25 protein-coding genes are annotated in these 24,796 nt (G+C 66.9%); 5 read left to right on the top strand and 20 right to left on the bottom strand.

What is annotated here, in order from left to right; genetic code table 11:
- Positions 1 to 8: 8 nt before the first annotated feature.
- On the bottom strand, positions 9 to 248 hold the full coding sequence (locus AB1281_RS04450) for a hypothetical protein (protein ID WP_368851148.1): 240 nt from the start codon (positions 246 to 248) through the stop codon (positions 9 to 11).
- A 62-nt stretch (positions 249 to 310) separates the two neighbouring features.
- Here AB1281_RS04450 and AB1281_RS04445 point away from each other — a divergent pair, with 62 nt between their 5' ends.
- A complete protein-coding gene (locus tag AB1281_RS04445; protein ID WP_075675011.1) occupies positions 311 to 1,771 on the top strand; it encodes an MATE family efflux transporter in 1,461 nt (486 codons plus the stop codon).
- Between the two features lie 108 nt (positions 1,772 to 1,879).
- Here AB1281_RS04445 and AB1281_RS04440 read toward each other — a convergent pair whose 3' ends face one another.
- The 10 genes from AB1281_RS04440 to ffh form a co-directional block, all read right to left on the bottom strand.
- Positions 1,880 to 2,287, bottom strand: a complete 408-nt coding sequence (locus tag AB1281_RS04440) for a DUF1801 domain-containing protein (protein ID WP_430344828.1) — start codon at positions 2,285 to 2,287, stop codon at positions 1,880 to 1,882.
- 38 nt (positions 2,288 to 2,325) lie between these two features.
- Positions 2,326 to 2,760 carry a DUF1801 domain-containing protein gene (locus AB1281_RS04435; RefSeq protein WP_197586839.1) on the bottom strand — a complete coding sequence of 145 codons (435 nt, stop codon included), beginning with the start codon at positions 2,758 to 2,760 and terminating at the stop codon, positions 2,326 to 2,328.
- Between the two features lie 79 nt (positions 2,761 to 2,839).
- Positions 2,840 to 3,220, bottom strand: a complete 381-nt coding sequence (locus AB1281_RS04430) for a DUF6404 family protein (RefSeq protein WP_075675013.1) — start codon at positions 3,218 to 3,220, stop codon at positions 2,840 to 2,842.
- An 82-nt stretch (positions 3,221 to 3,302) separates the two neighbouring features.
- Complete coding sequence (rplS, locus tag AB1281_RS04425; protein WP_005408597.1) at positions 3,303 to 3,704, bottom strand: 50S ribosomal protein L19; 402 nt, start codon at positions 3,702 to 3,704, stop codon at positions 3,303 to 3,305.
- A 154-nt stretch (positions 3,705 to 3,858) separates the two neighbouring features.
- Entirely contained in the window at positions 3,859 to 4,617 is a 759-nt protein-coding gene (gene trmD, locus AB1281_RS04420; protein WP_106467430.1) for a tRNA (guanosine(37)-N1)-methyltransferase TrmD, read from the bottom strand.
- An 8-nt stretch (positions 4,618 to 4,625) separates the two neighbouring features.
- A complete protein-coding gene (gene rimM / locus AB1281_RS04415; protein WP_430344827.1) occupies positions 4,626 to 5,138 on the bottom strand; it encodes a ribosome maturation factor RimM in 513 nt (170 codons plus the stop codon).
- Positions 5,139 to 5,182: 44 nt separating this feature from the next.
- Positions 5,183 to 5,443, bottom strand: coding sequence for a 30S ribosomal protein S16 (rpsP, locus tag AB1281_RS04410; protein WP_005415733.1), 261 nt, complete (start codon positions 5,441 to 5,443; stop codon positions 5,183 to 5,185).
- Positions 5,444 to 5,540: 97 nt separating this feature from the next.
- A complete protein-coding gene (locus tag AB1281_RS04405) occupies positions 5,541 to 6,353 on the bottom strand; it encodes an aminotransferase class IV family protein (RefSeq protein ID WP_430345160.1) in 813 nt (270 codons plus the stop codon).
- A complete protein-coding gene (locus AB1281_RS04400) occupies positions 6,350 to 7,426 on the bottom strand; it encodes an NAD(P)H-dependent flavin oxidoreductase (protein ID WP_430344826.1) in 1,077 nt (358 codons plus the stop codon). Before AB1281_RS04400 ends, AB1281_RS04405 begins: the two co-directional genes overlap by 4 nt.
- Before the next feature lie 146 nt (positions 7,427 to 7,572).
- The gene (gene ffh / locus AB1281_RS04395; protein WP_014036403.1) at positions 7,573 to 8,949 is read right to left on the bottom strand and encodes a signal recognition particle protein; all 1,377 of its coding nucleotides are present in this window, start codon (positions 8,947 to 8,949) and stop codon (positions 7,573 to 7,575) included.
- Positions 8,950 to 9,071: 122 nt separating this feature from the next.
- On the opposite strand from ffh, the gene AB1281_RS04390 reads away from it, so the two are divergent.
- Positions 9,072 to 9,866 (top strand): cytochrome C assembly family protein, encoded by a 795-nt coding sequence (locus AB1281_RS04390; protein WP_075675019.1) that lies wholly within the window; start codon positions 9,072 to 9,074, stop codon positions 9,864 to 9,866.
- A 130-nt stretch (positions 9,867 to 9,996) separates the two neighbouring features.
- Here the strand turns inward: AB1281_RS04390 and AB1281_RS04385 are convergent, their stop codons facing one another.
- The 4 genes from AB1281_RS04385 to radA form a co-directional block, all read right to left on the bottom strand.
- Complete coding sequence (locus tag AB1281_RS04385) at positions 9,997 to 10,464, bottom strand: hypothetical protein (protein ID WP_430345159.1); 468 nt, start codon at positions 10,462 to 10,464, stop codon at positions 9,997 to 9,999.
- 92 nt (positions 10,465 to 10,556) lie between these two features.
- On the bottom strand, positions 10,557 to 12,863 hold the full coding sequence (locus AB1281_RS04380) for a tetratricopeptide repeat protein (RefSeq protein ID WP_430345158.1): 2,307 nt from the start codon (positions 12,861 to 12,863) through the stop codon (positions 10,557 to 10,559).
- A 48-nt stretch (positions 12,864 to 12,911) separates the two neighbouring features.
- On the bottom strand, positions 12,912 to 14,771 hold the full coding sequence (locus AB1281_RS04375; protein ID WP_430345157.1) for an ATP-binding protein: 1,860 nt from the start codon (positions 14,769 to 14,771) through the stop codon (positions 12,912 to 12,914).
- A gap of 224 nt (positions 14,772 to 14,995) precedes the next feature.
- Positions 14,996 to 16,372, bottom strand: coding sequence for a DNA repair protein RadA (radA, locus tag AB1281_RS04370; protein ID WP_014646395.1), 1,377 nt, complete (start codon positions 16,370 to 16,372; stop codon positions 14,996 to 14,998).
- A 149-nt stretch (positions 16,373 to 16,521) separates the two neighbouring features.
- On the opposite strand from radA, the gene AB1281_RS04365 reads away from it, so the two are divergent.
- The gene (locus tag AB1281_RS04365) at positions 16,522 to 18,579 is read left to right on the top strand and encodes a putative bifunctional diguanylate cyclase/phosphodiesterase (protein ID WP_430345156.1); all 2,058 of its coding nucleotides are present in this window, start codon (positions 16,522 to 16,524) and stop codon (positions 18,577 to 18,579) included.
- Between the two features lie 115 nt (positions 18,580 to 18,694).
- On the opposite strand, the gene cyoD is transcribed toward AB1281_RS04365, so the two are convergent.
- From cyoD to cyoA, 4 genes are read right to left on the bottom strand one after another with little or no spacing between them, the layout of a single operon-like run.
- Complete coding sequence (gene cyoD, locus AB1281_RS04360) at positions 18,695 to 19,036, bottom strand: cytochrome o ubiquinol oxidase subunit IV (protein WP_014036396.1); 342 nt, start codon at positions 19,034 to 19,036, stop codon at positions 18,695 to 18,697.
- On the bottom strand, positions 19,036 to 19,674 hold the full coding sequence (gene cyoC, locus AB1281_RS04355) for a cytochrome o ubiquinol oxidase subunit III (RefSeq protein WP_049446432.1): 639 nt from the start codon (positions 19,672 to 19,674) through the stop codon (positions 19,036 to 19,038). Before cyoC ends, cyoD begins: the two co-directional genes overlap by 1 nt.
- Positions 19,671 to 21,668 (bottom strand): cytochrome o ubiquinol oxidase subunit I, encoded by a 1,998-nt coding sequence (gene cyoB, locus AB1281_RS04350; protein WP_135966123.1) that lies wholly within the window; start codon positions 21,666 to 21,668, stop codon positions 19,671 to 19,673. Before cyoB ends, cyoC begins: the two co-directional genes overlap by 4 nt.
- A gap of 2 nt (positions 21,669 to 21,670) precedes the next feature.
- Positions 21,671 to 22,726 carry a ubiquinol oxidase subunit II gene (gene cyoA, locus AB1281_RS04345; protein ID WP_164116831.1) on the bottom strand — a complete coding sequence of 352 codons (1,056 nt, stop codon included), beginning with the start codon at positions 22,724 to 22,726 and terminating at the stop codon, positions 21,671 to 21,673.
- Between the two features lie 352 nt (positions 22,727 to 23,078).
- Here cyoA and AB1281_RS04340 point away from each other — a divergent pair, with 352 nt between their 5' ends.
- Together AB1281_RS04340 and AB1281_RS04335 are read left to right on the top strand one after the other, a co-directional pair.
- On the top strand, positions 23,079 to 23,714 hold the full coding sequence (locus AB1281_RS04340) for a GyrI-like domain-containing protein (RefSeq protein ID WP_430345155.1): 636 nt from the start codon (positions 23,079 to 23,081) through the stop codon (positions 23,712 to 23,714).
- A 13-nt stretch (positions 23,715 to 23,727) separates the two neighbouring features.
- The gene (locus AB1281_RS04335; RefSeq protein WP_430345154.1) at positions 23,728 to 24,063 is read left to right on the top strand and encodes a hypothetical protein; all 336 of its coding nucleotides are present in this window, start codon (positions 23,728 to 23,730) and stop codon (positions 24,061 to 24,063) included.
- A 118-nt stretch (positions 24,064 to 24,181) separates the two neighbouring features.
- Here AB1281_RS04335 and AB1281_RS04330 read toward each other — a convergent pair whose 3' ends face one another.
- Positions 24,182 to 24,616 carry a hypothetical protein gene (locus AB1281_RS04330; protein WP_430345153.1) on the bottom strand — a complete coding sequence of 145 codons (435 nt, stop codon included), beginning with the start codon at positions 24,614 to 24,616 and terminating at the stop codon, positions 24,182 to 24,184.
- Between the last annotated feature and the right edge of the window lie 180 nt (positions 24,617 to 24,796).

Below are 24,796 nucleotides of genomic sequence, written 5' to 3'. Positions count from 1 at the left end.
GGTGCGTGCTACTCCGGTGGCTTGTTCAGGGGACGCGGGTTGTCGGGGTCAGTGCGGCAACCGCTGCCCCCGATCAGTGTGGGTACGCCGGCAGACAGATCCTGGCGCTGGCTGCCAACCAGGCATTCGGGCCGGTCGGTCGGCCGCACCTGGGTATCGCCCAGCCGGTCACCTGTCGAACATGCGGCCAGTACGGCGCCGATCAAGGCCAGCGCCAGGCTCCGCTTCACCTGCAGTCGTTGATGCATTGCCACATCCCGCAAACCGGCTTGGTGCTAGTGTGCGCCTCCCGGGATTCGATCACCACTCCATGGCCAAAGCGCCGCTTGACCTGACCTCCGGCCCGATCGGCCGCAATCTCCTGCTGTTTTCCCTGCCGATCCTGGCGGGCAACATCGCGCAATCGCTGAACGGTTCGGTGAATGCGGTCTGGGTCGGGCGCTTCCTCGGCGAGGCGGCACTGACCGCCACCGCGAACGCCAACAACATCATGTTCTTCCTGATCGGCTCGGTGTTCGGCTTCGGCATGGCCTCGACCATCCTGATCGGACAGGCCATCGGTGCGCGCGACATCGCGCAGGCGCGGCGCGTGGTCGGCACCAGCGCCACCTTCTTCATCGGCCTGTCGGTGATCATCGCCATCGCCGGCTGGTTCATGGCCCATCCGCTGCTGGCGGCGATGGGCACGCCGGCCGCGTCGCTGCCATTGGCCGAGGCCTACCTGCAGATCATCTTCCTGGCGATGCCGACGCTGTACGCGTTCGCCTTCCTTACCGCCGCACTGCGCGGTGCCGGTGACTCGCGCACGCCGTTCCGTTTCCTGATGGTGTCGGTGGCGCTGGACATCGTGCTGAACCCGGTCCTGATCTTCGGCATGGGGCCATTCCCCGCGCTGGGTATCGCCGGCTCGGCCTGGGCCACGCTGGTCGCGCAGACGCTGTCGCTGGCCGGCCTGCTGCTGTACATGCGGCACAAGCGCCACACCCTGTGGCTGGGCCGCGCCGACATGCGCCTGTTCAAGCTCGACATGACCATCCTCAAGGCACTGGTGGTCAAGGGTGTGCCGATGGGCCTGCAGATGGTGCTGATCTCGCTGTCGGTGATCCTGCTGATGACCATGGTCAACCAGTACGGCACCGACACCGGCGCCGGTTACGGTGCCGCCCTGCAGCTGTGGAACTACCTGCAGATGCCGGCGATGGCGATCGGTGCGGCGTGCTCGTCGATGGCCGCGCAGAACGTCGGTGCGCAGCGCTGGGACCGCGTGCGCGGCACCGCGCGCCAGGGCGTGCTGTTCAACTTCCTGCTGACCGGCGCGCTGATCCTGCCGCTGGTGGTGTTCGATCGCCAGCTGCTGGCGCTGTTCCTGCCACCGGCCAGCCAGGCGCTGGACATCGCCCGCCACCTCAACCACGTGGTGATCGGTTCGTTCCTGTTCTTCGGCGTCAGCTTCGTGATCTCCGGCGTGGTGCGCTCCACCGGCGCAGTGATTCCGCCACTGCTGATCCTGGCCGGCTCGCTGTGGGGCGTGCGCGTGCCGTTCGCCGAACTGCTGCAGCCGTACTGGGGCGCCGATGCGATCTGGTGGAGCTTCCCGGTCAGCTCGCTGGTGTCGATGCTGCTGTCACTGGCGTATTACCGCTGGGGTGGCTGGCGCAAGGCGAAGATGATGGGCAAGCCCTCGCACGCCGAAGAACTGGCCACGCCGTCGGAGATTCCCGCCTGCCCGCCCTCGCCGGTGGCCGACCCGGATGCCGCGCCGCTGCGGTAGTGCCGGCCGCTGGCCGGCAACCTCATGGGCCTGTGGTAGTGCCGGCCGCTGGCCGGCAACTTCACACCTCTCCGGAAGCATCGCAAAACAGCCGGCCAGCGGCCGGCTCTACCGCTTCTTCTTCGCAGCGTTGAACGTCGCCGCCGCGCGCAGCAGCGCCTTCAACGCCGCGGAATCGGGCATCGCGCCTTCATGGATGTCGATCGCACGCCGCGTGTTGCCCTCGAGGCTGGCGTTGAACAGGCCCTTCGGGTCCGCCAGCGCGGCACCGTTGGCGAAGGTCAGCTTCACCGCCTGCTTGTAGGTCTCGCCGGTGCACAGGATGCCGTTGTGCTCCCACACCGGTGTACCGCGCCACTTCCAGGCTTCCTGCACGTCGGGCAGCGCCTCATGGATCAACGCACGCACACGTGCCAGGGTTTCACCACGCCAATCCCCCAGCTCGGCGATGCGCGCGTCGATCAGTTCGGCCGCCGGTGTTCCGGCATCGGCAGGGTTCGGTGCATGTGTGGCCATCATCGGCTCTCGTTGGCAAGGGGATCGGAACGGTGCGCTTACATGCGCTCGCCGGGTAATGCCGCGGCTTGGCGCACCCAGTCGAGGAACTGTGCTTCATCCAGCACTCCATCCTGTGCAATGTGCAGGTAGCGCGTATCGGCGCTCCGGGAAGGCTCGGGCGGCGCCGGCGTCAGTGCAGCGCCACGGAAGAACGCCACCTTGATGTAGCGGGTGAAGCAATGGAAGCTGAGAAACCAGCCTGCGCCCGGCGCCACCGCATACATCGGCGAATTCCACTTCACGGCCTTGTGCACGCCAGGCACCGCCTGCACGATCAGCGCATCCAGCTGTACTCCGATCGGCCGCTTCCAGTCCGGCATCGCCGCGATATAGGCCTGCACCGGGGCATCGCCCTCGCCCTTGGCAATCTGCGGATTGCCGCCGGACAGCAGCGTGGGCGCGGCGGAAGGTGCGGTTCGCTTGGCAGGCATCGCACGGCACGTCCATCAGGATGAAACCGCAGCCTAGCGCGGCTCGCACCTGCCGGTCACGGCGCGGTGCGCCATCGGCTCAGTCCGCCTGCCGCGCCCGGAACTGCCGCCAGTCCGGCAGCTTGCGGTGGCGGCGCAGCGAGCGCATCAGCGCCGCCATCACCACACCGAACAGGGCACCGGCCAACAGTCCGGCCGCCAGCAGCAGGGCCAGCGGGCGCTCGCTGCCCTGCCACAGCATCAGCCACATCAGCGCGGTCCAGAACAGCCCGAACAGCAGGCCCTGTACCAGCGCATTGGTGCCGAAGCCGGCCAGGATCGGCGGTGGCAGCGCGATGCCCATGCGCCACAGCACACGATGCAGCAGCGGCGCCGACTGCACGCGCGCCAGCCCCTTGCCGTCCAGGAAGCGCAGCGCCGACTGGATGACAGCGGGATAGTGCCGGTTGATGTCGTTCATCACCCGATCGTGGCCGATGCGGTGCCGGAAACGCAAACGGCCACCCGAAGGTGGCCGTCGCGGCAACAACCGAAGTTGTTTATCAGGCCTTTTCGGCCAGACGGGCAGCCTTGGCGGCAGCAGCGGCAGCCAGGTCTTCCTTGATGCGGGCAGCCTTGCCTTCCAGGCCACGCAGGTAGTACAGCTTGCCGGCGCGGACCTTACCACGACGCTTCACTTCGACCGAGTCGATGATGGCGCTGTGGGTCTGGAAAACGCGCTCGACGCCGTAGCCGTGCGAGATCTTGCGGACGGTGAACGAGGAGTTCAGGCCGGCGTTCTTGGTGGCGATGACAACGCCTTCGTAGGCCTGCACGCGCTCGCGGCTGCCTTCCTTCACCTTCACGTTGACGACAACGGTGTCGCCCTGGCTGAACTTCGGCAGTTCACGGGTGATCTGGGCGGATTCGAATTCCGCGACGATGGACTTGTTCAGCTTGCTCATGGGTTACACCGATTCTTGTTCGGGTGGGCGTGTCGTATCGACAACGTAGGCTCATGCAGTCACCGGACTGTGCTGCACGTTTGTTTTGGGTACTGCGCGCGCCGGCCGGGGCCGACGGGAATTGGCCATGATAGCCGATATCGCCAGCCCTGCGCTAGGGGCTGGCCTTGTGTTTCTGGGCCTGACGGCCCTGCTCCAGCAGCTTGCGGTCGGCCTTGCCCAGCGCCTGTTCATCCAGCAGGTCCGGGCGCCGCTGGGCGGTACGGACCAGCGACTGCTGGCGGCGCCAGGCCGCGATGGCCGCGTGGTTGCCTGAGCGCAGCACATCCGGCACGTCACCCAGCGGGTGCTGGGCCGGCTGGCTGTAGTGCGGGCAGTCCAGCAGGCCGAGGTCGCCCTCGAAGCTGTCCTGCGCCGCCGATTCCGCGTCGTTCAGGGCACCGTCCTGCAGGCGGGCCACGGCGTCGATGATCACCGCCGCGCCCAGCTCGCCACCGGACAGTACGTAGTCGCCGAGGGAGATTTCCTCGTCGACATTGGCCTCCAGGAAACGCTCGTCGATGCCCTCGTAGCGGCCGCAGAGCAGGACCATGCGCGGCAGTGCCGCCAGTTCCCGCACCTTGGCCTGGGTCAACGGCGCACCCTGCGGGCTGAGATGGATCACCCGCGCCGGGGTCGGATCGGCATCACGGATCGCCTGCAGGCAGGCCTGCAGCGGCTCGATCAGCATCACCATGCCGGGGCCACCGCCGAACGGACGGTCGTCCACCCGGCGGTAGTTGCCTTCGGCGTAATCACGGGGGTTCCAGCCATGCAGGCTGAACAACCCCTTCTCCTGCGCGCGCCCGACCACGCCCAGTCCAGCGGACTGGGCGAGGAACTCGGGGAACAGGGTGATGACGTCGAAACGCATGCTCACACTCAGAACTCGGGATCCCAGTCGACCACGACCAGGTTGGCCTCGAAGTCGACCGACTTGACGAAGTCCGGCTGCACGAACGGAATCATCCGCTCGCGGTCACCACGGACCACCACCACGTCGTTGGCGCCGGTGCTGAACAGGTGCGAGACCTGGCCCAGGGCAACGCCCTCGGTGGTCTTCACATCCAGGCCTTCCAGGTCCACCCAGTAGTACTCGTCGGGCTTCGGCGGCGGCAACGCACTGCGGGCCACGTAGATCTCGGTGCCGTGCATCGCTTCAACGGTATCGCGGTCCTCGACGCCGGGGAAACGGGCGACCAGGTGCTTGCCGCTGTCGCGGCCGCGTACACCTTCAATCGTGGTTTCCACGCCGGACGGGCTGCGCACGATCCACGGCTGGTAACGGAAAATGGCGAAACGTGGCTCGGTCCAGGACTCGAGCTTGATCTCGCCGCGCACACCAAAAGCGCCGACAACCCTGCCCAGCAGGATGCGGCGCTCGATATCTTTCATCTGCTTCAACCAAGAGGGCCACGCCGAAGCGTGGCCCGTCAGGATCAGGCCGCAGCGGCCTGGGACTTGGTCGCTTCCTTGATCAGGTTGCGGACCTTGTCGGTCGGCTGGGCGCCGTTCTTGACCCAATGGTCAACGCGGGCCAGGTCCAGCTCGATGCGCTTCTCGGCGCCCTGGGCGACCGGGTTGTAGAAGCCAACGCGCTCGATGTTGCGGCCGTCGCGCGCGCTGCGCACGTCGGTGACGATGATGTGGTAGAACGGACGCTTCTTGGCGCCGCCGCGGGTCAGTCGAATCTTGACCATGGTGTTTTTCCTATTGCCCAGTCGCCAGGATGGCGAGGTAAGCGGGCGATTATAGCGGCAGAGCCCGGCCGAGCCAACCCCGGGCGCTCGCCCGGGGTCAGATCCCTTTTGCGGCGCAAAAGGGATCTGACCCCAGTCCCTGCCAAGCCACTCCCGCAAGCACCACCCTGCCCTGTTCAGCCAGCGCCTGCGAGCCCGGCAGGACATGCCCGTCAATGGCCTCCAGCGCCCACAGGCCGCTGGCGTTGCAGGCAAAAGCGGCCTTCACACTGTCCAGTTCAGCCAGTGCCAGCGGCCGCGTCTGCTGCGCGCCGGGCCAATGCTGCTTCAGCAGCGCCTCGGCGGTACCGCGCAGGGCCGGTGCCTGCGGCCAGAGCAGCCGCTCACCATCGTGAACGGCCAGGTTCCAGGTGCTGCCTTCACTCACCTCGCCATCGGCGGTCACGAACAGCACATCGTCGAATCCTTCCGCCATCGCCGCGCGACGCTCGGCAAACAGGCCGAAGGTGCCGACGTGCTTGATCTGCGGCAGCTCGCGCTGCCACACCACGCTGCGCACCCGCTTCGGTGCGACCAACACCACCGGCGCGGACGCCGCCACCAGCACGTCCACCGGCACGGCCGCCAGCGGATTACGGAAGTCGAAGCGACGCGAGAACACCGTCACCCGCAGCGAGGCATCGGCCAGCCCGGTCTGCTGCAGCGCCTGCGCCATCCAACCCCGCACCTGCGCCGTATCCAGTTCGCTGCCGAACAGTTCGCGCGTGGCCTGCGACAGCCGCGCCAGATGCAGAACCAGCCCCTGCACCGCACCACCCCGCACCTGCAGCGAGGTGAAGTGGCCATAGTTGACCAGTGCAGGCAGCAGATCCTCCACCTGCGCCAGCCGGCCGTTGCAGGTCAGCGTCATCGCAGCAGCGCCTGCGCCTGCTGCCACATGCCACGCAACACGTCAGCGGCCGGCTGTGCCGGTGCCATCCACGCCGACTGCCCGGCCCAGGCCTGCATCGCCGCCAGCCGGTTTTCCTGCACGGCCTGCTTGCGCATCGGTGCGGTCAGCCCGCGCTGCACCGGATACGGACGCGGCGCCGGTGCGCCTTCTGCAGCGGCAGCGCGCACATAGGGGGTCGCCAGGCCACGGCCGAGGCGGCCACTGAAGGCGCGGGTCGGCCAGGTATCTTCCGGTTCGCTGGCCGCCAATCCATCGGCCCACGCCGAAGCGATCGCCGCTTCGGGCGTGCGCAGGAAGGCGGTGCCGATCTGCACGGCGCTGGCACCCAAGGTGAGTGCGGCAGCGATGCCACGACCATCGGCGATGCCGCCGGCGGCGATCACCGGAATCCGCAGGTGATCGGCCAGGCGCGGCAACAGCGCGAACAGGCCGACCAGCTGGCGTTCGGCCATTGCCGGATCAAAGGAACCGCGATGACCACCGGCTTCCACGCCCTGCGCAACCACTGCGTCGGCACCGGCATCCTGTGCCGCGCGCGCTTCGGACAAGGTGGTCGCACAGGCGATCCAGGCAATGCCGGCGTCCTTCAACTGCTGCACGTGGCGCGGCAGCAGCACGCCCATGATGGTCGAGGCCACCGCCGGGCGCGCCGCCAGCAGCGCGGCGAACTGTTCTTCGAAGTCGGCGGGCGTGGCGTCGGCAGCGCTGGCCGGCACGTCCGGGCCCCACTGTGCGAGGAAGGCGCGGCTGGCGGCCTCGGCAGCAACATCACGGGTCGGCGCGGGGTCCGGCACCCACAGGTTCACCTGCGCCGGGCCGGTGGAGGTCGCACGGAAGTCGTCCATCCAGCGACCGATATCGGCCGATGACGACAGCACTGCGCCCATCGCCCCCATGCTGCCGGCATTGGCCAGCGCGGCGGACAACGGTACGGGGCAGGCGCCGGCCATCGGTGCCAGCAGGATCGGAACGGAAACGCCGAAGCGTCGGCAGAACGCCTCGACGCGGGAAGATACAGCGGAACTCTGCATGACGGCCCATCGTTTCGGACAGGCCCCCATGGTGCGCGCAGTGTGGGGGTGGCGTCGAGCTTGCTCGACTCTACCTCGACCCGGGCACCGGCAGAAAAGCAGTCGAGCATGGCTCGACTCTACAGAAAAAGCCGGTGTTCAACGCATCAACGGAACGGCATGCCGCGGCCGCCCATGGCGCCCATCATGCCCTTCATGCTGCGCAACATGCCCTTCATGCCGCCGCCGGCCATCTTGCTCATCATCTTTTCCATCTGCATGTACTGCTTCATCAGCTTGTTGACGTCGGCCGGAGTCACGCCCGAGCCCTTGGCGATGCGCGCGCGGCGCGAGCCATTGAGCAGGTTCGGGTTGCGCCGTTCCTTCTTGGTCATCGAGCCGATGATGGCGATCATGCGCGGCACTTCCTTGCCCTGGCTGACCTGCTGCTTCAGATGGTCGGGGATGTTGCCCAGGCCCGGCAGCTTGTCCATCAGGCCGCCGATGCCGCCCATGTTCTGCATCTGCTCCAGCTGGTCGCGCATGTCGTTCAGGTCGAACTTCTTGCCCTTGGCGACCTTCTCGGCCAGCTTGGCCGCCTTGTCCTTGTCGACCTGCTGCTCGACCTGCTCGACCAGCGACAGCACGTCGCCCATGTCGAGGATGCGGCTGGCGATGCGGTCCGGGTGGAACACGTCCAGGCCTTCCGGCTTTTCGCTGACGCCGACGAACTTGATCGGCTTGCCGGTGATGTAGCGCACGCTCAGCGCGGCACCGCCACGGGCGTCACCGTCGGTCTTGGTCAGCACCACGCCGGTCAGCGGCAGCGCATCACCGAAGGCCTTGGCGGTGTTGGCCGCGTCCTGGCCGGTCATGGCATCGACCACGAACAGGGTTTCGGCCGGGTTCACTGCAGCGTGCAGGGCCTTGATCTCGGCCATCATCGCTTCGTCGATGGCCAGGCGGCCGGCGGTATCGACCAGCAGCACATCGACGAACGACTTGCGCGCATCGTCGATGGCGGCGCGGACGATGGCTTCCGGCTTCTGGTCGGCGCTGGACGGGAAGAACAGCACGCCGACCTGCTCGGCCAGGGTCTTCAGCTGCTCGATCGCGGCCGGGCGGTAGACGTCGGCCGAGACCACCATCACCTTCTTCTTGCGCTTTTCCTTCAGGTGCTTGGCCAGCTTGCCCACCGTGGTGGTCTTGCCGGCGCCCTGCAGGCCCGCCATCAGGATGATGGCCGGGGCCGGAACATTGAGGTTCAGGTCGCTGGCTTCGGCGCCCATCACCGCGGTCAGCTCGTCGCGGACGACCTTGATCAGGGCCTGGCCCGGGGTCAGCGACTTCAGCACTTCCTGGCCGACCGCGCGCACCTTGATGCGCTCGATCAGGGCCTGCACCACCGGCAGCGCGACGTCGGCTTCGAGCAGCGCGATGCGCACTTCGCGGGTCGCCTCGCGGATGTTCTCCTCGGTCAGGCGGCCGCGGCCACGCAGGCGCTCGATGGTGCCGGAAAGGCGCTGGGTCAGGGACTCGAACATGCGGCGCAACCTGTCTGAAAGCGGGGGACAATAAGGCAGACAGTATAACGGGTCCGGCTGTCCGCCCGGACTGCGACCACCGGGCCGTCGCCAGCATCCCGGGGGTATGCGAAACTGCAACGATGACAATCGTTCTCATCGCCGTCCTGCTCTACCTGGCTGCCAGTGCCCTGCTGGTGCGCGCGCTCGGCCGCGATGAAACCACCGGCTCCCCCACCTGGCTGTGGCCCGCCCTGCCGGCGATGCTGCTGCATGGCGGCTACCACGTGATGGTGGCGATGCGCACCAACGGCGGGCCGGACATGCACTTCTTCGCCGCGCTGTCGCTGGTCGGCCTCGGCATGGCCTGGCTGACCTCGCTGGTCGGTGCGCGTGGGCGGATGTCGGCGCTGGGCGTGGTGGTGTTCCCGCTGGCCGCGGTCCTGCTGCTGGCCTACCACGGCTACGGCCACGAACCGAGCAAGGTGCTGGGCTGGCGCCTGGCCAGCCACGCGTGGCTGGCGCTGCTGGCCTACGCCACGCTGAGCATCGCCGCGCTGCTGGCGATCATGCTCTGGCTGCAGGAACGCGCCCTGCGCCGCCGCGAGTTCCGGCCGTGGCTGCGCGCGCTGCCGCCGCTGGCCGACCTGGAATCGCTGCTGTTCCGGGTGATCACCGTCGGCTTCGCGCTGCTGACCCTGACCCTGGTCACCGGCGTGCTGTTCGTCGACGACCTGCTGGCGCAGAAGCTGGTGCACAAGACCGTGCTGAGCGTGCTGTCGTGGATCGTGTTCGGCGTGCTGCTGATCGGCCGCCGGCGCTACGGCTGGCGCGGCATGAAGGCGGTGCACTGGACGCTGGCGGCGATGCTGTTGCTGCTGCTGGCGTTCTTCGGCAGCCAGTTCGTGATCGAACTGGTGTTCGGGCATACGCGATAAAGGCGTGCCGACCAACGGTCGGCCCCACCCCGGTACTGCCAACCAACGGTCGCTCCCAATCTGGTAGTGCCGGCCGCTGGCCGGCAACAGGACGACGCCATGCGTGGATGCCGCAGCCGGCACCCCACCATCAAGGGACAGGCTGGGCCAGGATCCGGCGCAGTGAGCGGCCATTGTTGGAGATCAGGTCGTCGGCCTGCCAGCAGCCCTTGCCCTGGCGGACCATCGGCACGCGCGACACGAACGCCTGCTTCTCCACTGCGTAGTGGATCTCGACCATGCCGGTATCAGCCGTGGCCCCCTTCCACTGATAGGTCACCGGGCCCTCGATGTCAGCGTCCTGCGCGTCCAGCCACGGATCCCAGTCGATGTTGCAGATGCCCTGTTCGCGCGCCTGGCAGGCGCGCTCGCCACGCAGGGCTTTGCCAAAGCCGTCGCTGACCAGCGCCTGCGGTGCGTCCAGCACAAAGCCGTTGTCACCCGACGTCGCCTCGAAGAATGCGCGGGCCACGGCGGCGGGTTCCTGGCAGGCCGGCACCGCCTGCACGTTGGCGGCCAGCAGCAGCCCGGTGATCACGAACATCCCTGTCTTTCGCATGTCTTTCTCCTTGAGGACGTGCCGGCCGCTGGCCGGCAACACAGGATATCCCGGCGCTGCCGGCCAGCGGCCGGCACTACCCGATACCGGGCTTACAACCCGTAACGCTCGATCACATCCAGATGCGGCTGACGATCCTGGTCGCAGGCTTCGGCCAGGCGCAGCCAACAGTGCGGATGCGGCCACTTCACGGTTTCCTGCTGCAGGAAGCGGTGCAGCGCCAGCGGTGCATGGTCCTGCGGCTGGGCGACCGTGAACAGCAGGCCCGGCAGCGTGCCCTCCTCCTCGTCCGGATCGGTCACGGTGTAGTCCGGGCGGCTGTGCGACCACACCTGCCAGCCCTGCGCCTCGGCCGCTGCGACGAAGGTGTTCCAGGCCTCTTCGCCCGGGTGCGCGCCGTCGATCAGCCAGCTGCGGGCGAAGCCGCCGCGCTCCAGCACATGCACCTGCGCATAGGTCGGGATGAAGTGCTCGCGCGCTTCTTCCTCCTCTGGCGCCGGGTGCACCAGCGCGGCATCGAACACCACCCAGTCGCCCACCTGCTGCGCGCGGTTGGCCGGTGCGTTCTCGACGATGCGTGCGGTGACCGGGCCGCTGCGACGGGCGTAGTACTCCATCGGCTCGCCGTTCTCTTCGCTGCGGATGATCACCCAGCCCCACGGCTCTTCGACCACACCGTCCTGGCTGGACAGCTCCATGCCGATCGCTGCGGCCGAGCGGCGCACCGCGTCCCAGTCACGCGCCGCGCTGGCTGCACTCATGTGGTCCCAATGCGCGGCGCTCGGCTCTTCCAGCAGCTCCACCAGCTGCGCATAGCAGGCCTGCGCCTCGCTGAAACGGCCGGTTTCCATGTACATCCGCGCCAGCGTGCCGCGCGCACCGTGCGAACCGGGCGATGCCGCCAGCAGCGCCTGCGCGGCCTGCTCCAGCGCCGGCCAGTCGGACACCCGGCGTGCGCGCTGCACGTCGCACCAGTGCGCGAACACCGGCACGCTGCCGCGATAGCGGTCGGCCAGCTGGCGCAGGCCATCATCGTCACCCTGCTCGGTCAGCCAGCGCATCAACGTATAAGCGGCCGGGCCATCATCCTGCGCGTGCGCGCGCACGAAGCGCCACAGCAATGCGCGCGCTTCGGTCTGTGCACCACAGGCGCCCAGCGCAGAGGCGGCCATCTCGGCCAAGGCCTCGTCATCGGGCAGCTGTGCCTGTGCCTGCAGCAGCCACTGCGCCTCACGCTCCGGATCGCGTGCCTGGTTCTGCTCGCCCTGCGCGTCCAGCCACGCCAGCAACTCGCCCGCCGGTGCCGGCAGCGGTGCCATCTCCGGCAAGGCATCGATGCGTGCCGCCAGGCCGGCCACCAGCGCAGCCGCACCCCGGTCCTGGCGCAGCTGCGCCAGATGGGTACGCGCCAGCTCCAGCTGGCGCAGCGCCACCCAGCGCGCTCCCCGCTGCAGCGCCAGCTCCAGGCTCAGCGCCGCGACTTCGATCAGCAGGCGATGCGAACCGACCCGGGCGAAGTGCTCGATGATCGTGTTGAAGCGCGTGCCCAGGTCCCACGTATTGCGTGCAGGGTCGCGCTGGCACAGCGCTGCGGCGGTGTTCGCCCACAGCCGCCAGTAGTTCGGGGTCAGCTCGCGCCACGGCACCAGCTGCTGCAGCGCCTCTTCGTCGCGGCCCAGCTGGGCCAGCGCCCACGCCTTGGACAGGCGGCGCGGCACCGTGCAGTTGGCCGGCTCGTACTCACCGGAAGCCGCCACTTCAGCCTCGCGCTTTTCGATCAGCACCAGTGCCTCTTCGGCCCGGCCGACGGCGAGCAGGATCTTGATCTGCATCTCCGGGAAGCTGTCGAACACTTCCTTGCCGCAGGCCTCGATCGCATCGGACTGCACCTGCAGGTAATCCAGCGCCTCCTGGCCACGGCCGTCGTCGAGCAGCGCATCGGCTTTCTCGCAGCTCAGGCACTGGAAGCAGGCCCAGCTGGGATCGATGCGGCCGAGGGTCTCGTCACACACCTCGATGCGCTCGGGCACCCAGCCTGGGCCATCGATGTTGCCGTAGCAGGCGGCCAGGTCCTGGGTCACGCAGATCGACTGCGGGCATTCCAGGGTGTCTTCGCGGTGTGCGCGCTCGAACAGCGAAACGGCTTCGCCAAGTGCGCTCTCGCCTTCAACTCTGTTGCCGACGCGGTTGCGCAGCGCCCAGTGGCCGACGTAGACGTCGACCCAGGGGTTGTCCAGCGCCTTGCCCAGCGCACGCGCTTCGGGCAGCAGTGCATCGACGCGGTCGATCTGCAGCTCGCTGACCTCGTCGGCAAGGCGGTTCAGCAGGTGCGCGTTCTGCGCCTGGCCGGCCTGGCGCAGGTCTCCCTGCAGTTTTTCGACCCAGTTCCAGATGTCCATGGGGTAAGTGCTCCTGTCTAGCGAAGGCTGGATGAGAGGGTGCGGTGCTCAGCGCAGCATCTGCTGCAGGGCACCGGCGATATCGGTAAAGGCGCCGTTGAGATCCGGGCCTGGCGTGGCGGTCGCTGCCCGGGCCAGGGGACGGCCCTGCGCAGCGACGATGATCTTCAGCGAGCGCAGCAGGCGTGCCGCCGCCTCGGCCTGCGGGTGGCCCTCGCGCTGGGCGCGCAGCAGCGCCTGCACCGCCGGGTTGTCGAGGTTGAGGTACAGCCGCGAGGGTGCGCGCGATTCGATGCGTGCGGTGAACTGCCGCGCCAGGCGCAGCGCCGCCATCGAAACGCGCTTGTCGTTCTCGTCGTCCTCCAGGCGCTGCTTCAGCTCGGCCTCGCGGTCGGGCACCACCACCACCGGCAATGCCTCCGGGCTGAAGCGCGCCGGCAGCAGCTGCTCGCCATCGCCCAGCTGCTCGCGCAGCCATGCCAGCTGCACCTCGTCGAGGCTGTCATCGCTGCGGAACAGCGCCCGGTTGCCCTGCTCGGTCCCCAGTTCAACCAGGCGCAGGCCCTTGGCCTGGGCCCAACGCCGCAGGAACGGCACCACCGCATAGCGATGGCCATGCGCGACCGGCACGCCCATCGCACGGAACAGCATTTCCTCGAAGCCGCCGCCGTTGTCGAGGATCACGTGCACGGCACCGCGTGCGGGCAGCGCACTGGCCGGCAGGTCACCCTGCGAAGTCGGCACGCGCACATGTTCCAGCAGCAGGTCGAACAGGCGGTCATCGCACAGCGCCGCGCCCAGCAGCGCCTCGTTGTGGCGGCTCAATACGCGTCGCCACGCTTCCGGCTGCTGCCGCGCAACGTCGGCCAGGCCGTCGATCAATGCCTCCAGCAAGGCATGCTGCACGGCGCGGTACTGGTCATCGCGCTGCAGGTCTTCGCGGCTGGCGGTGGGGGTCAGCCGCGAGGATTCGATCACCCCACCGATGAAACCGGCCCACGGCGGCAGCAGATCGCGGGCGTCGTCGTCCAGCAGCATGCCGCGCACGAACACCGACAGGTTGCGGTTGTCGCTGGTGCCGTAGGTAGCACCGTCCTGCACCCACAGCAGGCCGGTGGCATCACTGCTGCCATCGGCGCGCAACGGCACGGTGACGATCGGCTCGAAGTCGTGCTCGAAGCGCGCGGCGAACTGCAGCGCCTGGCGACGCGCCTGCACCGGATGCACGGCGACCTCCCCCTGGCCGCGCCACGGCGGCGGCTCGGAATTGAGCGCCTCGCCCGCAGCACCGATGAAGATCGGCTCGGACAACAGCGCGCAGTAACGGCCCAGCACCTCATGCAGGCGCGCCTCGTTGGCCAGCGGCAGGAAGTCCGGATGCAGCTCCAGCTCCACCTCGGTGCCGACCGCGCGTGCCGGCACTTCGCTGACGGTGTACTGCTCGGCGTTGCTGGACACGTACAGATGGCCCAGCTCCGGCGTCTGGTACGAGGTCGTGCGCACGCTGACCCGGCGCGCCAGCACGAAGGCCGACAGGAAGCCGAGGCCGAACATGCCGATCAGGCCATCATCGTCCTCGCCGCCCTGGCGCAGGCCACGGGTGTAGCCGACACCGACGGTGGCCAGGTAGTCGTGGATCTCCTGGCGGGTCAGGCCGGCACCGGTATCGATGATGCGCAGCACGCCGGCCCCGGCATCGACCTGCACCGAAATGCGCGAAGGCACCTCGACGCCGGGCTGCTCGATGCGGCGGCGGATGATCGAGTCGTGCGCGTTCTGCACCAGCTCACGCAGCGCCACCACCGGGGTGGAATACAGGTGCTTGCCCAGCACCGTCATCAGTCCATTGAGATCGACCCCGGCACGACGGATCTCGGCGTTGGGGGCAATGAGCGCGGTGTCCTGCATGTAATCGTTTACTCCTGGGCACGGAAAGACGCCAGAGGGCGTCTTCGTCGAGCGGGAAAAACTAGCATAGGGAAGCTGACCGTTGCCGTGTCTGACGTCTGTAGCGCCGAGCCCATGCTCGGCTGCTCTTCGTTCTTTGTAGAGTCGAGCCATGCTCGACTGCTGTTCGACCGCCAGTCGAGCATGGCTCGACGCTACAGGGCAAAGCCCCGCGCATCGGGGGGTCACGCCGCGTCGATGGCCTCGGACAGCCGCTCCACCGCGATCACTTCCATGCCTTTCACTGAGCCGCCCTTGGGCGCATTGGCCTTGGGCACGATCGCGCGCTTGAAGCCATGCGTAGCGGCCTCGCGCAGGCGGTCTTCGCCATTGGGCACCGGGCGGATCTCGCCGGACAGGCCTACCTCGCCGAAGGCGATGGTCTTCTCCGCCAGCGGCCGATCCTGCAGCGAGGACAGCACCGCCAGCAGCACCGGCAGGTCGGCGGCGGTCTCCTGCACGCGGATGCCGCCGACGACATTGACGAACACGTCCTGGTCGCCGACCAGCACGCCGCCGTGGCGATGCAACACCGCCAGCAGCATCGCCAGGCGGTTCTGCTCCAGGCCGACCGCGACACGACGTGGATTCGACAGCGGCGACGCATCGACCAGTGCCTGCACTTCCACCAGCAGCGGCCGGGTGCCCTCGCGGGTGACCATCACGCAGCTGCCCGGTTGATGGGTGCTGCCGCCGGACAGGAAGATCGCCGATGGGTTGGAGACCTCCTTCAGGCCCTTGTCGCCCATCGCGAACACGCCCAGTTCGTTGACCGCGCCGAAGCGGTTCTTGAACGCGCGCAGCAGGCGGAAGCGGCTGCCGCTCTCGCCCTCGAAGTACAGCACCGCGTCGACCATGTGCTCGAGCACGCGCGGGCCCGCGATGCCGCCCTCCTTGGTCACGTGGCCGACCAGGAACACGGCGGTACCGGTCTCCTTGGCGAACCGCACCAGCCGCGCCGCGCTCTCGCGCACCTGGCTGACCGAGCCCGGCGCAGCGGTCAGGCTCTCGGTCCACAGGGTCTGCACGGAGTCGGCCACGATCAGCCGCGGGCCGGCCTTGGATGCATGCTGCAGGATCGATTCGACCCCGGTCTCGGCCAGTGCATTGACCCCGTCCAGCGGCAGCTCCAGCCGGTGCGCGCGGCCGGCGACCTGCGCCAGCGACTCTTCGCCGGTGACGTACAGCACCGGCAGCTCGGCTGCCATCTTCGCCACCGCCTGCAGCAGCAGCGTCGACTTGCCGATGCCCGGATCGCCACCGACCAGCACCACTGCGCCCTCGACCAGGCCACCGCCCAGTACCCGGTCGAACTCGCCGATGCCGGTGGAGACCCGGCGATGCTCGGTCTGCTCCACGTCCTTCAGGGCGGTGATCTTCGGCGGGTCGATCTTGCCGGCCCAGCCGGCCCGGCGCGAGGCCGGCGCCTTGGCCGCCGCCGCGCTTTCCAGCACGATTTCCGACAGCGAGTTCCAGGCGTTGCACTCGGTGCATTGGCCCTGCCACTTGCTGAATTCGGCGCCGCATTCATTGCAGACGTAGGCGGTGCGGGCTTTTGCCATCGGATGATTTCCAGCAACGGGAACAGGCGTGGCAGGATAGCCGAGCCGGGTCGCAGGTGCTGCGACCGCTCAAGTCCTGCCCACCCGCGCCGATAGGGGTCGCGGGCGTGCGCCTTGCGGGCGCCCCTCCCTCCCCCACTGGATTCAACATGACTGGCAGTTACAGTCAGAGCCTGGTCATCATCTCCCTGCTGGTGGCCATTCTTGCTTCGTACACGGCGCTGGACATGGCCGGGCGCCTGGCCACGGCCGAGGGCCGCGTGGCCCGCTGGTGGCTGGCCGGGGGGGCGGCGGCCATGGGCCTGGGCATCTGGTCGATGCACTTCATCGGCATGCTCGCCTTCGACCTGCCGATCCCGGTCGGCTACGACCTCGGCATCACCCTGTACTCGCTGGCGGTCTCGATCGGCGCCTCGGCCTATGCGCTGTGGCTGGTGTCGCGGCCCAGCCTGCCCTGGCGCCGGCTGCTGGCCGGTGCCGTGCTGATGGGCCTGGGCATCGCCACCATGCATTACCTGGGCATGGCGGCGATGCGCATGCAGCCGGGCATCGACTACCACCCGGGCTGGTTTGCCGCCTCCATCGCGGTGGCCATCGGTGCCGCCGGTGCCGCCCTGTGGATCGCCTTCCGCCTGCGCGCCGAGCACCGCCACACCCTGCTCCTGCGCGCGCTCGCGTCGCTGGTGATGGGCCTGGCCATCGTCGGCATGCATTACACCGGCATGGCCGCCGCGCGCTTCCCCGAAGGCAGCATCTGTGGCGCCGTCGGCAGTGGTGGCATCGACACGCGCTGGCTGGCGGTACTGGTGATCGTCACCACCGTGGCCACGCTGGGCATCGCCCTGGTGGCCTCGCTGTTCGACCGGCAGATGCGCGTGCGCACCGGGCTGCTGGCCGATTCACTGGCGCACGCCAACAACAAGCTGATCCAGGCCGCACTGCACGACCCGTTGACCCAGCTGCCCAACCGCATGCTGCTGCAGGATCGCATCGAGCAGGCGATCGAGAAGGCGCGGCGCCGCAACCATGCGGTGGCGGTGATGTTCTGCGACCTGGATGGTTTCAAGGCGGTCAATGATGCCTATGGCCACCAGCTCGGCGACCGCCTGCTGGTGGCGGTGGCGCAGCGCATCGGCGGCCTGCTGCGGCCGCAGGATACGTTCGCCCGCCTCGGCGGCGACGAGTTCGTGATCGTGCTGGCCATTGATATTCCGGACGATGCAGTGGTGGTGGCCGAGCGCATCATCGCCGCTGCCGGCGAACCGTTCACGCTGGATGCGGCCGAACTGCAGGTCAGTGCCAGCCTGGGCATCGCCCTGTACCCGGACGATGCCAGCAACGAGCGCGAGCTGATGGCGCACGCCGATGCGGCGATGTACCACACCAAGGAAACCGGGCGGAACGGCTATACCTTCTTCACCCCCTCGATGCAGCTCAGCGCCAACCGCCAGCTGCGCCTGCTGCAGGACCTGCGCAAGGCCATCGCCCGCAACGAACTGATCCTGCACTACCAGCCCAAGTTCCCTGCCGCCGGCGCACCGGCCACCGGCGCCGAAGCGCTGCTGCGCTGGCAGCATCCGGAGCTGGGCCTGCTGGCGCCGGATGTGTTCATTCCCATCGCCGAGCGCAGCGGCCTGATCCTGCCGATCGGTGACTGGGTACTGGACCAAGCCTGCGCGCAGCTGCGGGCATGGCACCAGGCCGGGCATACGGAATGGTCGATGGCGGTGAACCTGTCGCCGTTGCAGTTCGCCTCGCCGGCGCTGCTGGACAGTGTGCGCGAGGTGCTGCAGCGGCACCGGATCGAACCCGCGCGGCTGACCCTGGAGATCACCGAGACCACGGCAATGAAGGACGTCGATGCCAGCCTGGCGATCCTCAACGACCTGACCGCGATGGGCGTGCACATCGCCATCGATGATTTTGGCACCGGCTATTCCAGCCTGCTGTACCTCAAGCGCATGCCGGCCACCGAGCTGAAGATCGACCGTGCGTTCGTGCACGACCTGGAGCGCAATGACGAGGACGCCGCCATCGTCTCGTCGATCATCGCGCTGGGCCGCACCCTGCAGCTGCAGGTGGTGGCCGAAGGCGTGGAGACCCAGGCGCAGCGCGAATACCTGAGCGAGCTGGGCTGCGATCAGTTGCAGGGTTATCACCTGGGGCGGCCGATGGACGCCGAAGAGTTCCTGCGCCGGGTGGGGTGAGGCCCCGGCCCCGGGGTCAGAGCCCTGGCCTGCGGCCAGGGATCCGACCCCATCCAGCCGCCAACAAAAAGGCCGCCCGAGGGCGGCCTTTCTGCGTGGCAACGTCGCGAGGACGTCAGTGCATCATGTGCACGTTCATGTTGTGCATGACCCACAGGGTGCCGATCACGATGATGCCGATCACCACAACGGTAAAGGCCGCAGCGTTGACGTTCCAGCGGCTTTCCGAAGAGCGGTCCAGGTGCAGGAAGAACACCAGGTGGACCAGCATCTGCAGCACCGCGGTGACCGCGATCACCACACCGTTGACGGTGCGCGAGAAGTCGCCCGACATCACCATCCAGAACGGGATGACGGTCAGCACCACCGCCAGCACGAAGCCGATCAGGTAGGACTTGACGCTGCCGTGGCTCTCGCCGCCGGCGGCGTGGTCGTGTGCATGGTTGTCATGTGCCATTACAGCGCTCCATTGAGGTAGACGACGGAGAACACGCCGATCCAGATCAGGTCCAGGAAGTGCCAGAACAGGCTCAGGCACGCCATGCGGGTCTTGTTGGTCGGGGTCAGGCCGTACTTCTTCAGCTGCACGAACATCACCAGCAGCCACAGCAGGCCGGCGCTGACGTGCAGGCCGTGGGTGCCGACCAGGGCGAAGAACGCCGACAGGAAGGCACTGCGGTCCGGACCGTAGCCCTGATGGATCAGGTGCTGGAATTCATAGACTTCCATGCACATGAAGCCGAAGCCCAGCAGCCAGGTGACCGCCAGCCACAGGAACATCTGGCCGACCTGCTTGCGGTGCATGGCGATCATGCCCAGGCCGAAGGTCAGCGACGAGGTCAGCAGCAGCGCGGTTTCCCACGCCACGAACGGCAGCTCGAACAGGTCCTTCGCGGTAGGACCACCATCGGTACCGCCGGACAGCACCACGTAGGTGGCGAACAGCGAGGCGAAGATGAGGCAGTCGCTCATCAGGTACACCCAGAAACCGAAGACGGTGTTGCCTCCGGTGTCGTGGTGCTCGTGGTCGTCATGGCCATGGGCCGCCGCGTGCGCGGCGTGCCCGTGGCTCAGGGTCGAGGTATTGGTGCTCATGCCTTCAGCTCCGACTTCACCAGGCCCTGGGCTTCCAGGTGCTTGCGGTGTTCGTTCTCGATGCGTTCCACCTCGGCGGCCGGGACCCAGTAGTCCACGTCCTGGTCGAAGGTGCGGTAGATGAACGTGGCGATCATGCCGACGAAGCCGACGATGGCCAGCCACCAGATGTGCCAGATCATCGCGAAGCCGAACACCAGGCTGAAGGCACCGATGACAACGCCCGTGCCAGTGTTGCGCGGCATGTGGATGTCGGTGTACTTGGCCGGCTTCGGCCAGGCTTCACCACGCTGCTTGCGCTCCCAGAAATCGTCCAGTTCGGTGACTTCCGGCAGGGTGCCGAAGTTGTAGAAGGCCGGCGGCGAAGAGGTTTCCCACTCCAGCGTACGCGCATCCCACGGGTCGCCGGTCAGGTCGACGGTCTTCTTGCGGTCGCGGATCGACACGGCCACCTGGATGATCTGGCACAGGATGCCGGCGCCGACGATGAAGGCACCTGCAGCTGCGATCAGCAGCAGCGGCTCATAGGCCGGGTTGACCGTGCTCTGCAGGCGACGGGTCATGCCCATGAAGCCCAGCACGTACATCGGCATGAAGGTCACGTAGAAGCCGATGAACCAGCACCAGAACGCGCACTTGCCCCAGAACTCATTGAGGCGGAAGCCGAACATCTTCGGCCACCAGTAGGTGATGCCGGCGAACATGCCGAACACCACGCCGCCGATGATGACGTTGTGGAAGTGGGCGATCAGGAACAGGCTGTTGTGCAGCACGAAGTCGATGGCCGGGATCGCCAGCATCACGCCGGTCATGCCGCCGATGACGAAGGTGACCATGAAGCCGATGGTCCACAGCACCGGGGTGGTGAAGTGCACGCGGCCGCGGAACATGGTGAACAGCCAGTTGAAGATCTTCACGCCGGTCGGGATCGAGATGATCATCGTCGTGATGCCGAAGAAGGCATTGACGTTGGCACCCGAGCCCATGGTGAAGAAGTGGTGCAGCCACACGATGAACGACAGCACGCCGATGCAGGCGGTGGCGTAGACCATGCCCTTGTAGCCGAACAGCGCCTTGCGCGAGAAGGTCGCGATGACTTCGGAGAACACACCGAATGCCGGCAGGACCAGGATGTACACCTCCGGGTGACCCCAGATCCAGATCAGGTTGATGTACAGCATGGCGTTGCCGCCACCGTCATTGGTGAAGAAGTGCGTACCCAGGTAACGGTCCAGGGTCAGCAGCACCAGGGTGATGGTCAGCACCGGGAAGGCAGCGACGATCAGCACGTTGGTCACCAGGGCGGTCCAGGTGAACACCGGCATCTGCATCAGCTTCATGCTGGGGGTACGCATCTTCAGGATGGTAATGAAGAAGTTGATACCGCTCAGCGTGGTACCCAGGCCTGCGACCTGTAGACCCCAGATGTAGTAGTCCATGCCGACGCTTGGACTGTATTCGATGCCCGACAGTGGCGGGAATGCCAGCCAGCCGGTGGCAGCGAACTCACCGATCCACAGCGACAGCATGATCAGCACCGCGCCGGACACGAACAGCCAGAAGCTGAGCGAGTTGACGAACGGGAACGCGACGTCGCGCGCACCGATCTGCAGCGGCACGGCCAGGTTCATCAGGCCGGTGATCAGCGGCATCGCCACGAAGAAGATCATGATCACGCCGTGGGCGGTGAAGATCTGGTCGTAGTGGTGCGGCGGCAGGTAACCCTCGGAGCCACCGACGGCGATGGCCTGCTGGGTACGCATCATGATGGCGTCGGAGAAACCGCGCAGCAGCATGACGAAGGCGACGATGAGGTACATCACGCCGATCTTCTTGTGATCCACCGAGGTGAACCACTCCTTCCACAGATAGCCCCACAGCTTGAACTTGGTGATCAGGGCCATGACGCCCAGGCCACCAAGAACCGCGCCGATCAACGTCGTCAGGACGATCGGATCGTGGGGGATCGACTCAATTGAGAGTTTACCCAACATGTTCATTCTCCCGAGCCCGCGTGGCCGGCGTGACCGGCGGCGGCGTGCTCGTCAGCAGTGTGTCCGGCGTGTTCGGCCGGAGCGGCAGCAGCGTCGGCGTGGCCTTCGTGGCCCTCGTGACCTGCATGGGCGTCGTGGCCTTCAGCAGCAGCACCGTCGGCCGGGGCCTTGTGCTCGTGCTTCATGCCGTAATGCTTGTTGTCACCCATGTGCTTGGCGATGACCCAGTCGAACAGGCCTTCTTCGGTCTTGCCGAAGTAGGTGACCGGGTACCACTCGGCGTTGCGTGCTTCACCCAGCGCCTTGAACGAGGCCTTGTCCAGGGTCTGCTCGCCGGCGCGGACCTGGTCCAGCCACTGGCGGTATTCGGCATCGGTGACCGAGTAGGCGGTGAAGTGCATCTTGGCGAAGCCCGCGCCGCTGTAGTGCGAGGACATGCCCGGGAATTCACCGGTCTCGTTGGCGATCAGGTGGAGCTTGGTCTCCATCGCAGCCATCGAGTAGATCATGCTGCCCAGGTGCGGGATGAAGAAGGCATTCATCACCGAATCGGACGTGATCTTGAAGTTCAGCGGCGTGTTGACCGGGAACTTGATTTCGTTGACGACCGCCACCTTCTCTTCCGGATAGATGAACAGCCACTTCCAGTCCAGCGAGATCGCCTCGATGGTGACCGGCTTGACGTCCGAATCCAGCGGACGATACGGGTCCAGTGCGTGCGACGAGCGCCAGGTCAGGACCGCCAGCACCAGCACGATCATGCAGGGAATGGACCACACCACCACCTCGATCGCCGTCGAGTGGGACCACTTCGGCTCGTAGCGGGCCTTGGTGTTGGAGGCGCGATACTTCCACGCGAAGGTCAGGGTCATGATGATGACCGGGATGACGACCAGCAGCATGAGCACGGTGGCCGTGATCAGCAGGGTCTTCTCATCCTGGCCGATCTGGCCCTTCGGACTGAGGATGGCCACCGCATCGCAACCGGTGAGCATCACCAGCAACGACAGCAGCAGGCCCGGGCGCAACCAGCGCCCAAGGGTTTTCAACGGAATCATCGGTCGATCCAATTGCGAGGGAATGCCGTTCCCCGTCCTGCCTGTTCCGGCCAAAGCCGGTCCCACCGGTCCGGAAGACAGGCAGGGAGGTGGGGTCGAGTCAGCCTTTCAATTTTAGGCCGTCACCCACCATTTAAGAAAGGCATTGACAATGATCGAGCGCAGGAAAGGCCCGATTCTGACTGCGACACGTTGTCGCACCGCGCAGGCGCGGCGGGCAGGACGCCCGGGGGCGGCATCCTAGCATCAGCTGCTGGCCGGCGGTCCGCCCTCGTTCGGCAAAGTCATCTGAACCTGTTCAGGCGTGCTGGCGGGTGCCTGGCATGGGATGCTCGGCGCAGGAGGAAGGCCCGTGGACAAGATCGACTTCAGGAAGCGCGATCGGGCGCTCTATCAACCGCCCGCCGGCAGGTTCGTACGGATCGATGTGCCGCCCCTGCCCTACGTGATGGTCGACGGCCACGGTGATCCGAATACCGCCCCCGCCTACCTGCAGGCCGTGCAGTGGCTGTACTCGGTGAGCTATGCACTGAAGTTCGCGCTGAAGGCCATGGGCCAGGACTACGTGGTGCCACCGCTGGAAGCACTGTGGAGCGCCGAGGATCCGGCCAGCTTCGTCGCGCGGCGGAAGGATGAGTGGGCCTGGACCGTAATGATCCGCACACCTGAGAGCATCGGCCCTGCGCAGTGGCAGGCCGCGATCGGCAAGGCGCGCACCAAGCTGGGAGAGGCTCCGCCCAGCCTTCGCCATGAAATCCTCGCCGAGGGCCCCAGCCTGCAGACCTTGCACGTGGGCGCCTACGACGACGAAGGCCCCACCCTGGCGCATCTGCATGACGAGCTGATGCCCGCACTGGGATACACCTTTGCCGGCCCCCATCATGAGATCTACCTGAGCGACCCGCGCAGGACCGACGCGACGCGGTTGAAAACCGTACTGCGGCAGCCGGTGCGGCCAATTGAGCCTGATGAGGACTCCTGCACATGACACAAGGAACGCCATGCGCCTGATCAACCGACTGCTGCATTGGACCACCCTGCCCGCCGGGCGCCGCCTGATGGCCGTGCTGGGTGCTGCGCTGGTGATCGTGCTGGCCTGCAATCCGGCGCTGTCGCCGTTGCTGCCGGTGGTGGACGCGCTCGGGCTGGACGTGCTGGTGCTGTTGCTGGGCGCGCAGATGGTGGCGGTACTGCCTTGGGTGCGCGAGCGGGCCGCGCGCGGGACCAGAGTGCTTGCACGCCTGCTGATCGGCGCATCGGCGGGAGCAGCAGGTGGCTATCTCCGGCAGCTCGCGTGGTCGCTGGCACGGGGTGCAGTGATCGTTGGACGTGAATGAAGCTGTGTTTGCATCGGTGACGTTGCCGACCGACCTCTCCCTTCGGGCAGAAACAGAAAGCCCCGGCAACGGCCAGGGCTTCCTGTTGATGTAACTGCTCGTCTTGCGTGGAGTGCGTCTAGAACGCGGTCGGACCGATTTGAATCACACCATCATGGGTCAATGCGAGACGGATCTTGGTTCTGCCACCCGCAGTGACCACGTGGGAAATTTCGCGCCTGTGCGCCGATTCATCCCCCCACGAACAGAGCCCTTTACCCGCGAAACTTGCGCTGACAATGCGATTCCCGGCAGGCACAGACAGCGAGACAGACTCGCCCCGCTGCAGATGGGCTGCCAGGGTGCCGTCGACATACAGTGCAAGTGGGCACGCCCCACCAACCGCGCCGACGTCGCGCGTGACGATTACCTGCCCGGAAGCACTGCCCCCCATCCCATTGAAGGCGAAAATCCGCTCGGCAGGCACCGGCTGCGCCTGTTCGGAGCTGATCTGACGGGTCGCACAGCCGGCGAGAACGACGCACGCCATCAGACTCACCACGATCTTCTTCATGACATCCCCTGTTGATTGAAACTGACTTGCCCAGTCCAGCCCAGCGCCGCAAGCAATCCACGACGGCAATGGTAATGACCCCGACCGAGCCGGTACATGCCTGCAGTTCCATCGGACGCTTCCGCCAGGGCCGGGCCGCGCCAGCACAACCCAAACAAAAAGCCCCGACCAAGGCCGGGG

This window comes from Stenotrophomonas sp. NRRL B-14846 (assembly GCF_050473585.1).
In the GTDB taxonomy this organism is placed as follows: Bacteria; Pseudomonadota; Gammaproteobacteria; order Xanthomonadales; family Xanthomonadaceae; genus Stenotrophomonas.
This window is presented reverse-complemented; position numbering and strand designations above follow the sequence as displayed.